Source organism: Pseudomonas sp. 32_A (genome assembly GCF_017490905.1).
Lineage (GTDB): Bacteria > Pseudomonadota > Gammaproteobacteria > Pseudomonadales > Pseudomonadaceae > Aquipseudomonas > Aquipseudomonas inefficax.
Genome location: NZ_JAFGYI010000009.1, coordinates 44,515 through 58,903, shown reverse-complemented (window position 1 = coordinate 58,903; position 14,389 = coordinate 44,515). Strand labels below are relative to the sequence as shown.

The 14,389-nt window shown below is 62.7% G+C and carries 11 protein-coding genes and 1 pseudogene; 5 read left to right on the top strand and 7 right to left on the bottom strand.

Annotated elements, in window-relative coordinates:
- Window positions 1–62: 62 nt before the first annotated feature.
- The 3 genes from J5M58_RS07880 to J5M58_RS07870 form a co-directional block, all read right to left on the bottom strand.
- A complete protein-coding gene (locus tag J5M58_RS07880) occupies window positions 63–758 on the bottom strand; it encodes a glutathione S-transferase N-terminal domain-containing protein (RefSeq protein ID WP_112252917.1) in 696 nt (231 codons plus the stop codon).
- 88 nt (window positions 759–846) lie between these two features.
- On the bottom strand, window positions 847–1,344 hold the full coding sequence (locus tag J5M58_RS07875) for a PaaI family thioesterase (protein WP_112252918.1): 498 nt from the start codon (window positions 1,342–1,344) through the stop codon (window positions 847–849).
- A 60-nt stretch (window positions 1,345–1,404) separates the two neighbouring features.
- Complete coding sequence (locus J5M58_RS07870) at window positions 1,405–2,787, bottom strand: amino acid permease (protein ID WP_112252919.1); 1,383 nt, start codon at window positions 2,785–2,787, stop codon at window positions 1,405–1,407.
- A 255-nt stretch (window positions 2,788–3,042) separates the two neighbouring features.
- Here J5M58_RS07870 and gcvA point away from each other — a divergent pair, with 255 nt between their 5' ends.
- Both gcvA and J5M58_RS07860 read left to right on the top strand, forming a co-directional pair.
- The gene (gene gcvA, locus J5M58_RS07865; protein WP_015271044.1) at window positions 3,043–3,939 is read left to right on the top strand and encodes a transcriptional regulator GcvA; all 897 of its coding nucleotides are present in this window, start codon (window positions 3,043–3,045) and stop codon (window positions 3,937–3,939) included.
- 235 nt (window positions 3,940–4,174) lie between these two features.
- Window positions 4,175–5,428, top strand: coding sequence for an aspartate aminotransferase family protein (locus J5M58_RS07860; protein WP_112252920.1), 1,254 nt, complete (start codon window positions 4,175–4,177; stop codon window positions 5,426–5,428).
- Window positions 5,429–5,441: 13 nt separating this feature from the next.
- Here J5M58_RS07860 and J5M58_RS07855 read toward each other — a convergent pair whose 3' ends face one another.
- Complete coding sequence (locus J5M58_RS07855; protein ID WP_112252921.1) at window positions 5,442–5,744, bottom strand: hypothetical protein; 303 nt, start codon at window positions 5,742–5,744, stop codon at window positions 5,442–5,444.
- A gap of 246 nt (window positions 5,745–5,990) precedes the next feature.
- Here J5M58_RS07855 and J5M58_RS07850 point away from each other — a divergent pair, with 246 nt between their 5' ends.
- Together J5M58_RS07850 and fusA are read left to right on the top strand one after the other, a co-directional pair.
- Window positions 5,991–6,416 carry a hypothetical protein gene (locus J5M58_RS07850; protein ID WP_112252922.1) on the top strand — a complete coding sequence of 142 codons (426 nt, stop codon included), beginning with the start codon at window positions 5,991–5,993 and terminating at the stop codon, window positions 6,414–6,416.
- Between the two features lie 73 nt (window positions 6,417–6,489).
- A complete protein-coding gene (fusA, locus tag J5M58_RS07845) occupies window positions 6,490–8,601 on the top strand; it encodes an elongation factor G (RefSeq protein WP_112252923.1) in 2,112 nt (703 codons plus the stop codon).
- A gap of 129 nt (window positions 8,602–8,730) precedes the next feature.
- Here fusA and J5M58_RS07840 read toward each other — a convergent pair whose 3' ends face one another.
- The 3 genes and pseudogenes from J5M58_RS07840 to J5M58_RS07830 form a co-directional block, all read right to left on the bottom strand.
- Window positions 8,731–10,173, bottom strand: a complete 1,443-nt coding sequence (locus J5M58_RS07840; protein WP_112252924.1) for a SulP family inorganic anion transporter — start codon at window positions 10,171–10,173, stop codon at window positions 8,731–8,733.
- Between the two features lie 82 nt (window positions 10,174–10,255).
- A pseudogene (locus tag J5M58_RS07835) lies at window positions 10,256–11,965 on the bottom strand (S8/S53 family peptidase).
- Window positions 11,966–12,019: 54 nt separating this feature from the next.
- Window positions 12,020–13,192, bottom strand: coding sequence for a hypothetical protein (locus J5M58_RS07830; protein WP_207877753.1), 1,173 nt, complete (start codon window positions 13,190–13,192; stop codon window positions 12,020–12,022).
- Window positions 13,193–13,318: 126 nt separating this feature from the next.
- Here J5M58_RS07830 and J5M58_RS07825 point away from each other — a divergent pair, with 126 nt between their 5' ends.
- The gene (locus tag J5M58_RS07825) at window positions 13,319–14,083 is read left to right on the top strand and encodes a secretin N-terminal domain-containing protein (RefSeq protein WP_181457362.1); all 765 of its coding nucleotides are present in this window, start codon (window positions 13,319–13,321) and stop codon (window positions 14,081–14,083) included.
- The last annotated feature ends 306 nt before the right edge of the window (window positions 14,084–14,389 follow it).

Below are 14,389 nucleotides of genomic sequence, written 5' to 3'. Positions count from 1 at the left end.
TTCGCGACACAAGGCCGCTCCTACAAAGGCCGGCGCATGCATATACATTCGGTATAGCCTGATCAACCTGGAATTTTTAGCCCGCGCTGCACGGCTGGCCGCTCGAGGAATGCCGCCAGCACCCGCTGCACTTCCTTGAACTGCTCGAAGCCGACCAGATCACGGGCGTTGTAACGCTCGACCAGGTTACGCACCCACGGGAAGATCGCGATATCGGCAATGCTGTACTCGTCGACCATCCATTCCCGGCCTTTCAGATGCCGGTCCAGGACCCCGAGCAGGCGCTTGGACTCGTTGACATAACGGTCGCGCGGGCGCTTGTCCTCGTATTCCTTGCCAGCAAAGAAATGGAAGAACCCCACCTGGCCGAACATTGGCCCGATGCCACCCATCTGGAACATCAGCCACTGCAAGGTCTGGTAACGCTGGGCCGGGTCCTGGCTGAGCAACTGGCCGCTCTTCTCCGCCAGGTACTGCAGGATCGCTCCCGACTCGAACAGCGGCAGTGGCTGGCCACCCGGGCCATTAGGGTCGAGGATGGCGGGGATCTTGTTGTTGACGCTGAGCGAAATGAACTCGGGGCTCAGCTGGTCATCGTTGTCGAAGCTGACCTTGTGCGGCTCATAGGCCAGGCCGATCTCTTCGAGCATGATCGACACCTTGACGCCGTTGGGCGTAGGCAGCGAGTAAAGCTGCAGGCGTTCGGGGTGTTTTGCGGGCCACTTGCGGGTAATGGGGAAAGCACTGAGATCGGTCATGATCAACCTTGCCTGGGGGAATGAACCTCTCACTCTAGAGACATCCCCGACCGCTGACCATCACCGACCACTCCTCAGCACGGTCGGCTCATGCTTGGCCGTGGGCCTTGAGCTTGAGCTTTTCGGTATCGACGCGGACGAACACCGAGTCGGCGGTCACCGTCAGCACATCGCCGGCCCAGACTTCGCAGATCACCCGGGTCTTGCGCCCGACCTCACCTTCCACACGCGCCTTGAGCAACAGTTCCACGCCCATGGGTGTGGGCTTGAGGTAGTTCAGGCCAAGGCTGCCAGTGACACAGTCGATGCGCGGCAGGCTCCCCGCTTCGCGACCTTCGTTGCGGTAGTGGTAAGCCATCGCCGTCCAGTTGGAGTGGCAGTCGACCAGCATCGCCAGCAGCCCGCCGTAGACCAGGCCGGGCCAGCCGATGAAGGTGCTGTCGGGCGCGTGCCGGCACACCAGATGGATGCCATCGGCGTCCCAATGGCTTTGCAGGTGCAGGCCGCTGGGGTGGGAGCAACCGCAGCCGTAGCAAGTGCCGTCGGGTGCGGCGAGGGCCTGGAGGGAAAGGGAATGGTCGTTCATACGCTTCCTGTGCTTATTGATATGGGGGGCGCGCAACGCCCCCACATTAAAGCAGAAACATCAGGCCGTCTGGGTAGCCACACTGGCGCGCCGCTGGGTCAGCGAAACCAGCAGGATGAACGCAGTCACCCCGGCGGTCATCAGTGTCTCGTAGCGGTAGGCATCGCTGAACAGCATGTAGCCCAGCACCATGACGATGGTGCCGATCACCAGCCAGGTCAGCCACGGGAACAGCCACATCTTCAGCTCCAGCGGCCGCCCTTCACGCTCGGCACGGGCACGCATGCGCAGCTGCGACACGGCAATCACCAGGTACACCAGCAAGGCGATGGCGCCGGTGGTGGACAGCAGGAAGCCGAATACCTTGCCCGGGAACACATAGTTGACGAAGCACCCGGCAAAGCCGGCCAGGGTCGAGAAGATGACCGCCACGGTCGGTACGCCAGCGCCGGAAATACGCTTGGTAACGCTCAGCGCCTGGCCGCGGGCACCCAGCGAATAGAGCATGCGCGACGCGGTGTACAGGCCCGAGTTCATGCAGCTGGTCACGGCCACCAGCACCACGATATCCACCAGCAGCTTGGCGCCCGGCACGTTCAGCACCTCAAGCACACGCTGGAACGAACCCACCGCTTTCAGCCCGGGGTCGTTCCAGGCCACCAGCGACACCACCAGGAAGATCGACGCCAGGTAAAAGATGGCGATGCGGTACACCACCAGGTTGGTGGCGCGGCGGATCTTGTCTTTCGGGTTGGCGGTTTCGTCAGCGGCAATGGTGACGATCTCGGCACCGAAGAACGAGAAGATGGTGATCAGCACGCCACCGAGCACGGTGCCGAAACCGTTGGGCATGAAGCCGCCGTTGTCCCACAACCGGCTGACCCCGGACACCTCGGCCAGCGGCCAGACGCCGAACACTGCCAGGCTGCAGACCACGATGAAGGCGATGATCGCCACCACCTTGACCAGCGCGAACCAGTACTCGAAGGCACCGAAGTTCTTCACGCTGATCAGGTTGGTACCCGACAGCACCAGCATGATCAGGAAGGCGAACAGCCACGACGGCACGTCAGGGAAATAGGCATGCAGGATATCGGCGCCGGCGATGGCCTCGACCGGAATGATCAGTACCCAGAACCACCAGTACAGCCAGCCGATGGTAAAGCCTGCCCAGGGGCCGATGGCTTCGGAGGCATAGGTGGAGAACGAGCCGCTGTTTGGGTTGGCGATGGCCATTTCACCCAGCATGCGCATCACCAGCAAGACCAGCAAGCCGGTCATGGCGTAGGAGATGAGGATAGCCGGGCCGGCGGTGGCGATGGCGTTGGAGGACCCGATGAACAGGCCGGCGCCGATGATGCCGGCGATGGAGATCATGGATACCTGACGGGACGTCAGGCCGTGCTGCAGGGAGCGCTGTTTGTTGTTGTGTAGCGAAGCCATGAAGAACCCTCGAATGGGTCGGCCGCAGCGGAGCGGCTGAAGACTGGAGCAGAATTCTTATAAATTTCTGATGTTCGTTGTTGTTGTTTTGCAGATGCCGGAAGCGGGTACTGACCTCCTCTTCGCACGACCGGTTGTAATCGTTGATCCAGGTCAGTATTAATCTATAGGGCGGGGTCAACAAACGACCTTTTCGAAACACATGATTCCATTACGGAATGAACTCCTTCCTTTTTTGCTCGGTATTTGCCCGTCATGTCCAAACGCCTGATGCCTTCGACCACCGCCCTTCAGTGCTTCGAAGCGGCCGCCCGCCACCTCAGCTTCACCCGCGCGGCCCAGGAACTGCACCTGACCCAGAGCGCCGTCAGCAAGCAGGTGGCACAGCTCGAAGACATGCTGTCGCACTCGCTGTTCCAGCGCATTCGCCGCCGCCTGCACCTGACCCCGGCCGGCGCGCTGTACCTCACCGAAGTGAACAAGATCCTCACCCAGATCGACATTTCCAGCCGTTACATCCTCAGCTACGGCGACGAGACCGAAGTGCTGCGCATTGCCACCCAGCCCACCTTCGGCGCGCGCTGGCTGGTGCCCCGGCTGAAGGGTTTTGGCGACCGCTACCCGCGTATTCACCTGGATATTCGCAATGAGCTGGAGCCGTTCGACCTGGTGCAGGCCAAGGCCGACATTGCGTTTTTCTTCGGCCAGGGCACCTGGCCCGGGGCAACCTGCATCGAGCTGTTCAGCGAAGAGGTGGTGCCGGTATGCAGCCCGCAGCTGCTGGCCAACCACCGTTTCGACAGTGCCCAGGCGCTGACCGAGCACCGCCTGTTGCAGTGCGTGTCACGCCCGGAGGCCTGGCACGAATGGTTCCTGGGGCTGGGGTTGCATAGCCAGAACAGCTACCACGGGCCGCGCTTCGACACGTTCTACCTGTGCATCCGCGCGGCCATTGCCGGCTGCGGGATCGCTCTGATTCCGCGCTACCTGGTGGCCGAAGAGCTGAGCGAGGGCAAGCTGGTGGTGGCCTGGGACCACCCGGTGGCGAGCAATGGCCGGCACTTCATCGCCCATGCCGAGCATGCGGCCGAAGTGCCCAAGGTGCGGGCCTTCGTGCAGTGGATTCGGGAGCGGGTGGCTGAGGGGGATTGATTCAACCTGTACCGGCCTCTTCGCGGGCTTGCCCGCTCCCACAGGGATCGCACAGCTTTCAAGCGTGGCGCCGTACCTGTGGGAGCGGGTTCACCCGCGAAGAGGCCAGTGCTAGCAATACAAAATCAGCCAAGATCAAGAATCCAGGGAATGATCGCAATCGAATAATTCGTTTGCGGAATAACCCGCCAACACGCTTGGATAATAAGAAACTCGAACAAGGTCCGCGTGCCCCATGAACCAGGAAAGTATCAGCCAATCCATTGCCATCGTTCACCCGATCACACTTTCCCATGGCCGTAATGCCGAAGTATGGGACACCGACGGCAAACGTTACATCGACTTCGTCGGCGGTATCGGCGTACTCAACCTGGGCCACTGCAACCCGGCCGTGGTGGAGGCGATCCAGGCCCAGGCCGCTCGCCTGACCCACTACGCATTCAACGCAGCCCCGCACGGCCCATACCTGGCACTGATGGAGCAACTGAGCCAGTTCGTACCGGTCAGCTACCCCTTGGCCGGGATGCTCACCAACAGTGGCGCGGAGGCTGCGGAAAATGCCCTGAAAGTGGCCCGCGCTGCCACCGGCAAACGCGCCATCATCGCCTTCGACGGCGGCTTCCATGGTCGCACCCTGGCCACCCTGAACCTCAACGGCAAGGTCGCCCCTTACAAGCAGCGGGTCGGCGAACTGCCGGGGCCGGTGTACCACCTGCCCTACCCCAGCGCCGACACCGGGGTCACCTGCGAACAGGCCCTCAAGGCCATGGACCGCCTGTTCAGCGTCGAGCTGGCAGTGGAGGATGTGGCGGCGTTCATCTTCGAGCCGGTGCAGGGCGAAGGCGGGTTCCTTGCCCTTGACCCAACCTTCGCCCAGGCCCTGCGCCGCTTCTGCGACGAGCACGGCATCCTGATCATCATCGACGAGATCCAGTCGGGCTTCGGCCGCACCGGCCAGCGCTTCGCCTTCCCGCGCTTAGGGCTTGAACCCGACCTGCTGCTGTTGGCCAAGAGCATTGCCGGCGGCATGCCGCTGGGTGCGGTGGTCGGGCGCAAGGAGTTGATGGCAGCGCTGCCCAAGGGCGGCCTGGGTGGCACCTATTCAGGCAACCCGATTGCCTGCGCAGCGGCCCTGGCCAGCCTGGCGCAGATGACCGACGAGAACGTCGCTACTTGGGGTGAACGCCAGGAGCAGGCAATCGTGCGCCGCTTCGAGCGCTGGAAGGCCTCGGGCCTGAGCCCGTTCATCGGCCGCCTGACCGGCGTCGGCGCCATGCGCGGAATCGAGTTCGTCAATGCCGACGGCAGCCCGGCACCGGCGCAACTGGCCAAGGTGATGGAAGCGGCACGCGCCAAGGGCCTGCTGCTGATGCCCAGCGGCAAGGCGCGGCACATCATCCGCCTGCTGGCACCGCTGACCATCGAGGCCGAAGTGCTCGAGGAAGGCCTGGATATCCTCGAGCAGTGCCTGGTGGAGCTGGGCTCCTGAGGACAACCGGGGCTTAAAGACCCAGTTCCTGCGGGGTGAGCATGTCAGACTCGAAGGCAATCCAGCCGCCTTCGAGTTCGGCTTGGCCGTTGACGATCGGGCCGTAGTAGGTCAGGCCGTTTTCCAGGGTCACGCAGATGTGCGTGGCGTTCTTTTCGGGGGCTGCGAGCGTACCGACGAAATGCACCTTCTTCAGCGTTTCGGTCACCGCTTCCAGGCCAACGCGCATGTTGGGGTTTTCCGAGGCTTCGGTGTCGCCGCCACGGTCTTCGGCGCTGATGGTGATGGTGGCGATGTACGGGTACTTGGTGCTCAAGCGGGGTTACCTCTGTGGGTGTGTAGGCGTATGGGCGCGTAGAGTACGGCAGGTGATCTCTATTGTCTCTACCGGCCTCTTCGCGGGCACGCCCGCTCCCACAGGGACTACACATTATTCAAAGGCTGTGTTGTACCTGTGGGAGCGGGTTTACCCGCGAAGAGGCCAGGCCTGCAAAAGGTGATCTGAAGGGCCCGATCTGTTAGGGTGCCCGGCGATGCAAGCCACACCACACGAGGATCCAGAGTGAGCGCCGAAGAACCCCTTATCGCCGACCTGTTCGAGGTCGACAAACGCCTGTCCCTCAAGCCCGTGGTGGACTTCAACAGCTACCTGCGCAACGCCTTCGGCGAAGGCCCGTGCCGTTGCCACCGCTGCACCGAAGGTGGCGACCAAAGCATCTACAGCCACGCCCACACCTTCACCTTCGACGGCCGCCAGTGGCACCGCCGCTTCGCCAGCACCTCCGGTAGCGACGTCGCCCAAGCCCTGAAAAAGGCCTGGCTGTCGTACACCAAGGCCGACCTCAACCTGGTCGGCAACCTGGACCTGACCACCCTCAAGACCTTCACCGAAGCCGCTCTGCACGCACGCCTGCTGGCGCTGTTGCCTGCCAGCGGCCTGGCCCGCGAAGTGGATGGCCAGTGGCTGCTGCAGGCCCAGGCCGACTGACGGCCCGGCGGTAAAGCAGGATTCTCCCGTTCTGCTACCGTGGGAGAATCCGCTCACCCGCAGGTAGTCCGCCATGGCCCGTACAACGCCCATCGAGCTGTACCGCAATATCGGCATCGTCGCCCACGTGGACGCCGGCAAGACCACGACCACCGAGCGGATCCTGTTCTACACCGGGGTCAACCACAAGATGGGCGAGGTGCACGATGGTGCCGCGACCATGGACTGGATGGCCCAGGAGCAGGAGCGCGGCATCACTATCACCTCGGCAGCGACCACTGCTTTCTGGCAAGGCTCGACCAAGCAGTTCGCCCACAAGTACCGCTTCAATATCATCGACACCCCCGGCCACGTCGACTTCACCATCGAGGTGGAACGCTCGCTGCGCGTGCTCGATGGCGCGGTGGTGGTGTTCAGCGGCGCGGACGGGGTCGAACCGCAGTCCGAGACAGTATGGCGCCAGGCCAACAAGTACCACGTGCCGCGCCTGGCCTACATCAACAAGATGGACCGCCAGGGCGCCGATTTCCTGCGCGTGGTCCGGCAGATCGACCAGCGCCTGGGCCACCACCCGGTGCCGATCCAGCTGGCCATCGGCAGCGAAGAAAACTTTCAGGGCCAGATCGACCTGGTGAAGATGAAGGCCATCTACTGGAACGATGCTGACAACGGCACCAGCTACCGCGAAGAAGCCATCCCTGCCGAGCTGCAGGCGCTGGCTGACGAATGGCGTGCGCATATGGTCGAAGCAGCGGCCGAGGCCGATGACGAACTGACCTTGAAGTTTCTTGATGGCGAAGAGCTGAGCATCGAAGAAATCAAGGCCGGCCTGCGCAAACGCACCCTGAACAACGAGATCGTGCCGACCATCCTCGGCTCGTCATTCAAGAACAAAGGCGTGCCGCTGATGCTCGACGCGGTCATCGACTACCTGCCCGCCCCGTCGGAAATCCCGGCCATCAAGGGCACCGACCCGGATGACGAAGAAAAGCACCTCGAGCGCCACGCCGACGACAGCGAACCGTTCTCGGCGCTGGCCTTCAAGATCGCCACCGACCCGTTCGTCGGCACTCTGACCTTCGCCCGGGTCTATTCCGGCGTGCTCAGCTCTGGCAATGCGGTGCTCAACTCGGTCAAGGGCAAGAAGGAACGCATCGGCCGCATGGTGCAGATGCATGCCAACCAGCGCGCCGAAATCAAGGATGTGTGCGCTGGCGACATCGCCGCGCTGATCGGCATGAAGGATGTGACCACCGGCGACACCCTGTGCGACATGGACAAGCCGATCATCCTCGAACGCATGGACTTCCCCGACCCGGTGATTTCCGTGGCGGTGGAGCCGAAGACCAAGGCCGACCAGGAAAAGATGGGCATCGCCCTGGGCAAGCTGGCCCAGGAAGACCCGTCATTCCGCGTGCGCACCGACGAAGAGACCGGACAGACCATCATTTCGGGCATGGGCGAGCTGCACCTGGACATCATCGTCGACCGCATGCGCCGCGAGTTCAACGTCGAGGCCAACATCGGCAAGCCGCAGGTGGCCTACCGCGAGAAAATCCGCAACACGTGCGAGATCGAGGGCCGCTTCGTCCGCCAGTCCGGCGGCCGGGGCCAGTATGGCCACTGCTGGATCCGCTTCGCCCCCGGCGACGAGGGCAAGGAAGGTCTGGAGTTCATCAACGAGATCGTTGGCGGCGTGGTACCGCGCGAGTACATCCCGGCGATCCAGAAGGGTATCGAAGAGCAGATGAAGAACGGCGTGCTGGCCGGCTACCCGCTGATCAACCTCAAGGCGGCGGTGTACGACGGCTCGTACCACGACGTCGACTCCAACGAAATGGCCTACAAGATTGCCGCCTCGATGGCCACCAAGCAGTTGTCGCAGAAAGGCGGCGCGGTGTTGCTGGAGCCGGTGATGAAGGTGGAGGTGGTGACGCCGGAGGAGTACCAGGGTGACATCCTTGGCGACCTGAGCCGGCGCCGCGGGATGATCCAGGATGGTGACGAAACGCCGGCCGGCAAGGTGATCCGTGCCGAGGTGCCGCTGGGCGAGATGTTCGGCTACGCCACCTCGATGCGTTCCATGACCCAGGGTCGGGCCAGCTTCTCGATGGAGTTCACCCGTTATGCAGAGGCGCCTGCGAGCATTGCCGATGCCATCGTCAAGAAGAACCGCGGGGAGTAATTCGCTCTCCTGTGCTGGCCTCTTCGCGGCTAAAGCCGCTCCCACAGGGAATGCACAGTAGTCACTGGCTGTGTTGTCCCTGTGGGAGCGGCTTTAGCCGCGAAGAGGCCGGCACAGATAACAACATTCTCAGTGCTGCTCCCCAGCCCGCTTCAGCAGCTTCTTGCAACGCTCGGACAGATGCACCACCCGCAATTGCTTACCAGCCCTGGCATACCGCTCGCGCAAGGTCTTCAACGCAGCAACCGCCGAATAATCGACAAAGCTCAAATGCTGGCAATCCAGGGTCACCTTGGCCGGGTCGTTAGCCGGGTCGAACTGGTTCAGGAACACCGTTGTCGAGGCAAAGAACAGCGTGCCGTGCACCTGGTAATGCTTGCCCTCCTCTCCATCCTCATGGCTGTCGGCATAGAGCTCCCGCGCATGCTGCCAGGCGAAGTTCACCGCCGCGATGACAATGCCGAACAGCACCGCCACCGCCAGGTCGGTGAGCACCGTTACCACGGTCACGGCAATGATCGCCAGCACATCGCTCAGCGGCACCTTGTGCAGCACCCGCAACGACGCCCAGGCAAAAGTCTGCTGCGCCACCACGAACATCACCCCGACCAGCGCCGCCAGCGGAATACGCTCGATCAGCGGCGACAGGAACAACACGAACAGCAGGACCATCACCCCGGCCACCACACCCGACAGCCGACCACGGCCATTTGAGCTGAGGTTGATCACCGTCTGGCCGATCATCGCGCAACCACCCATGCCGCCGCACAGGCCGGAAACCATGTTGGCCGCACCCAGCGCAACGCACTCGCGGTCCGGGTAGCCACGGCTCTCGGTGATTTCATCGGTCAGGTTGAGGGTGAGCAAGGTTTCCAGCAGGCCGACCATGGCCATCAGCACCGCATACGGCGCTACGATTTTCAGGGTTTCGAGGTTCCACGGCACATCCGGCAGGGCCAGGTGTGGCAGGCCGCCGGCGATACTCGCCATGTCGCCGAGGGTGCGCGTGGGCAGGTGGAGCACGTACACCAGTAGACCGACACCGAGGATCGCCACCAGCGCCGGCGGCACCGCGCGGGTCAGCTTCGGCAGTACGTAGACCACCAGCATGGTCAGCGCCACCAGGCCGATCATCAGGTACAACGGCATTCCAGTGAGCCAGTGTTCACCTTGCTTGAAATGCTCGAGCTGGGCCAGTGCGATCACGATTGCCAGGCCATTGACGAAACCGAGCATGACCGGGTAAGGCACCAACCGCACCAGCTTGCCCAGACGCAGCAGGCCGAACAGCATCATCACCACGCCGCCCAGCAGCACGGTGGCCAGCAGGTACTGGGCGCCGTGCTGCACCACCAGCGCGACGATCACCACCGCCATCGAACCGGCAGCGCCGGAAATCATCCCCGGCCGGCCGCCGAACAGCGCCGTCAGGGTGCAGATGATGAAGGCGCCATACAGGCCCATCAGCGGGTTCAGGTGGGCCACCAAGGCGAAAGCGATACACTCGGGCACCAGTGCGAACGAGGTGGTCAGGCCGGCGAGCAGGTCGGCGCGGAGTCGGGCGGGTTTCATGAGCATCCTGGGGTCGGTCCGGGCGGACGGGACAAAAACAAGGGTCGCGATGTTACGGAATTTGCCCGTCAACAGCCACCGTTCAACGCACCCGGTCGCGACTCTGCACGGCCAGGTCCAGCGCCCGCTGCATGTCCAGCCGCGCAGAGCGGCCAAGGTCGGGGTGATGCAATTGCCCGTTGCGCTCCGATGGCAGAATCGGCGCGGTCAGGTCCTCGGCATCCATGGCTTCGAAATCCTGCTCGGCGCCCAGGGTCAAGGCGCTGCGCCGCAACAGCATGCGCACCTGCTGCGGGGTCAGGGCCGGGTTGATCGCCAGCATGGTCGCCACGGTGGCGGTCACCAACGGGGTCGCATACGACGTGCCGCAATGCGGCTCGGCGGCTGGCGACGGGCGGATGCAGGCAGCCGCACTGATGTCCACACGCATGTCGATGTTGGAACTGTGGCGTTTGCGCACATGGCGCGGGTCTGCGACTGGTACCGGCCTGTCACTACGCTGGTGGCCGCCCACCACCAGCAGTTATTCGGTGATGAACGACGATGGCAGGCGATATTCATCGGTCCCCGACCAGGACGCACCGTTGCCGGCCGAGTTCACCACTACCACGTCAGGATGCTTGGCCCGCAACCAGAGGAAGAACTCTTCGAGCAGCTCTTCATAGCCGCTCATCGCCAGCCCGGAACGTACCAGCGAATCGACCTCATCGCCCTTTACGTTCTTCGCCCCGACCCGGTGAATCCCCCAGCTCCAGTTCAAAACCCGCGCGCCGTCTTCGACCAGGTTCACCGAGGCAGCGATGTTCGCCGTGATGCCGGCATCGGAGTTGCGCTCGACGATGACATCAAAGCCAGGGTTCTGCTTGCCCAGCCCCGGCAGAAAGCCGTCGCCCTGCGCTGCCAGGATGCCGGCCACATGGCTGCCGTGGCTGGTCGGGCGTCCGCCGTCGCGGCCGTACAGGCAGGTCCGGCCCGTGTCGCAGCGGCCGCGGTAGCTTTCGAACGCCGGCGCGTCGAAGTCGAGATCGCGCTCGATCACACCCACCCGCACCGGCTGTACCGGCACAGCGGAGGCAGCGATACGCCGCTGGTAGAAGTACAGGGCGTCCATGAAGCGGTTGGCGGCCCATTCATCCGCCTGGACGATGGCCGCCTGCTCGCGCCCGCCACCTTCCTCGCCGCGCTCCGGGGCAGACTCCTCGACAATCACTGCATCGACGCTAACTTCACTGCCAATGCGCAGGATCATCGCGTCGCGCTGCACCAGGTCGCCCACCGGCAAGCGCAACTGGTAGACATTCAGCGGCGGTATGGCACCCACGACCTGGGCGCCGTACTTCCCGGCGATCCGTCGGGCTTCGCCGAGGCCATCATGTTTTTCCTCGATCAAAAGGCTTACCAAGTCCACATAGGTGGTGAGGCCATCCATGTTCTTCGCCACTTCATCAGGCCCGGCGGCCACAACATGGCTGCGCTGGCGTGTCAGCCAAACCGGGTTGCTGGTGCGCTCGCCGTCCTCCAGCCACAGCGGAGCACTGCGCAGGGCTTGTTTGGCCAACTTCAGCGTAAGCCGGTCACCTTGCCGCTCGAAATCGGCTGTCGGCAGCCGCGCACCACCGAGCCAGACCGTCGGCAACTGCGCCCCGAGCCCCTCGGCGCGCAGGCACCATTGCTGCTGGCCATCGCCAACCAGGTCGCCGCAACGCTGCAGCTGCTTGATGCGCAACGAATCAGCTGCAGCCTCGGCACAAACGCTGCACAGGCACAACAACAAGATCAGAACACGCTTCATGCACTCAGCCCCACTCAATCCCTGTGCGTGCGACTGGTGGGGTAGATCAAAGGTTCAGCTGCGGCCCGCCGCCTTGTCCCGTGCAAGCCATTCAGCCATGGAAGCATCCTCAAGCGCGTACTCTCCGCGATTGGCCTTCCATACCAGCTCCTTGTCACGCAGGGCATCGAGGGCCTTCTGGACGCTGGTCGTGCTGGCGTTGATTTCCGCCCGGGCCTGCTCCAGCTTACGGTTCACATCCCTCAAGGTTTGCTCGGTAAATGGCGAAAACGGCTGCCGGCCCAACGTCCGCTCGGCCATTACCTCAAGCACTGCCTGCTGCAAGGCCGACAGGTCGTTCCAGGCGCTTTCGTAGTCACTCCACACGCCCGCCTGATGATTGAGCGCCCCTGTGCGCAGCAATTCACCCAGGTTGCCCGCCTCACCCAGGCCCACGCTCACTTCGGCCAACAGCTTGTTGAGCATTTCAGGGCGGCGCCCGACCAACTCGAACGCATACGCAAGGTCCTCGACCTTGAACTGGTTGCTGGCGGCCAGACGCCGGTTCCACAAATCAGTGATGAACTCGACATACTCACGCCCCAGCAAGGGGAATGGCGTAATGCTGGCCCCAAAGAAGGGTTGCTTGCTCTTGAGCACCAGGTTGGCCAGCTTGTCGCGGCTGGAGCCAGTGAACACCAGACGCAAGCCGTCCGGGCGGTCACCACGGTTGAGATGGTCACGCGCGGCTTTCAGCGCGAACATCGCATTCAGGCCATCTTCGCTGTTGAGGGCATGCTGGGCCTCATCGATGATCAGTACCACCATCTGCCCCGACACTTGATGCAACACGGCAAGTGCGTGAGCCAAGGTAGTCCCCTCAGGCAGTTGCGGGCGAGTAAAATCCCAGCTGAGGGTACGCAGCAGGTTTATCTTGTCGATACCGGCCTTTTTCGCAGCCTTGGCCAGCGCACCTTCGAAGCTGCCCAGCGCAGCACCGATGGCGCCACTGATGAGTTCTGCCGGCGCGGCGTCGCGGTCCGACCACAGGTCGACATAAACCGGTAGCCAGCCGCGCTGTACGCATTCCGGAATGAAGTCGTTGTTGAGGAAGGTGCTCTTGCCCGTACGTCGGGGCGCGGCGAGGAACATGCCCGCGCTGTAATCGACCAGCGACTCGCCGGCCAGGTCTCGGCCCAGAGCCTTGGCCAACTGATCACGACGTAGAAGCGGGCGGATGGGTGACATGCAATTACCCTCAATTATCTTGATGACTATAATTTATAGCCTACAAGATAGAACCCGATAAATCACCCACTCGGCCACAGCACCAACGTGATCCAGATCCGGCAGCCAGCCGCTAAATTTGCCATCATGTTGATTCCACCTGCGGAGATCATGGACATGCCGCTACGCCCCCTTTTCGCTTCCCTGCTGCTGGTCGCCAGCCTCAGCGCCCAGGCCGCCACCGAAGTCGTACCCCTACAACACCGCAGCAGCGCCGAACTGCTGCCCGCCGCCCAGGCGTTCATCGGCAAGGACGGCAGCGTCACGGCGTTCGAGAACAAGCTGATCGTCAACGCCAGCCCCGAGCGCATCGACGACCTGCGCACCCTGCTACAACAGCTGGACACCGCACCCAAGCGCCTGCTGATCAGCGTCGACAACAACGACAGCAACTTTCAGGACAACCGTGGCAACGCACGTGTCATCCACTACGGCACCAGCAACCGTGACGGCGGCATGCAGCAGATTCAGGCCAGCGAAGGCCAACCGGCGCTGATCCAGGTAGGCCAGAGCATCCCGATCACCAGCACCAGCACTGACGGCTACGGGCGCATTCAGAGCAACACCGAATACCGCAACGTGACCCAGGGTTTCTATGTCACCCCCAGCTTGAGTGGCGACACGGTTCGTCTGCAAATAAGCACCAATAATGACCGCATCAGCCATGAACGTGCAGATGTAGTGAAAGTGCAAAGCACCGACACGACAATCACCGGCAAGCTCGGCGAGTGGATCACCCTGGCGGGTTACAACCAGCAGAGCCAAGCCGACCGTAGCGCGTCAAGCCACAGTTACAGTACCCAACGGGGTGAAAACATGACTTTGCGTGTCAAAGTCGACCTTCTTGACTGATCCCAGGCAATTCAAGGCTTCGACCAAAGGCCTTGAAACTGACTGCCAAGTCGCATTAGACCAAAGATGTAGTAAGTAAAAAAAACCACTACAAAACATTTGACAGGGTCTTTTTCCCAAGGGCATGATGGCCTCGCTCCCGCTAATCAGGGGCCCTGGCAAGGGCCTTCGAGGCGCACTCCTCCCACCCTTGGAGGCGTCTCGTGTCTATACGGCCCACAAGGCGGTTCGACGGGATTGCGACTGCAACGAAGAAGTTGTCCCGAGGGACGGAAGCGCATCACCGCAGTACTGGCAATCGCGTAG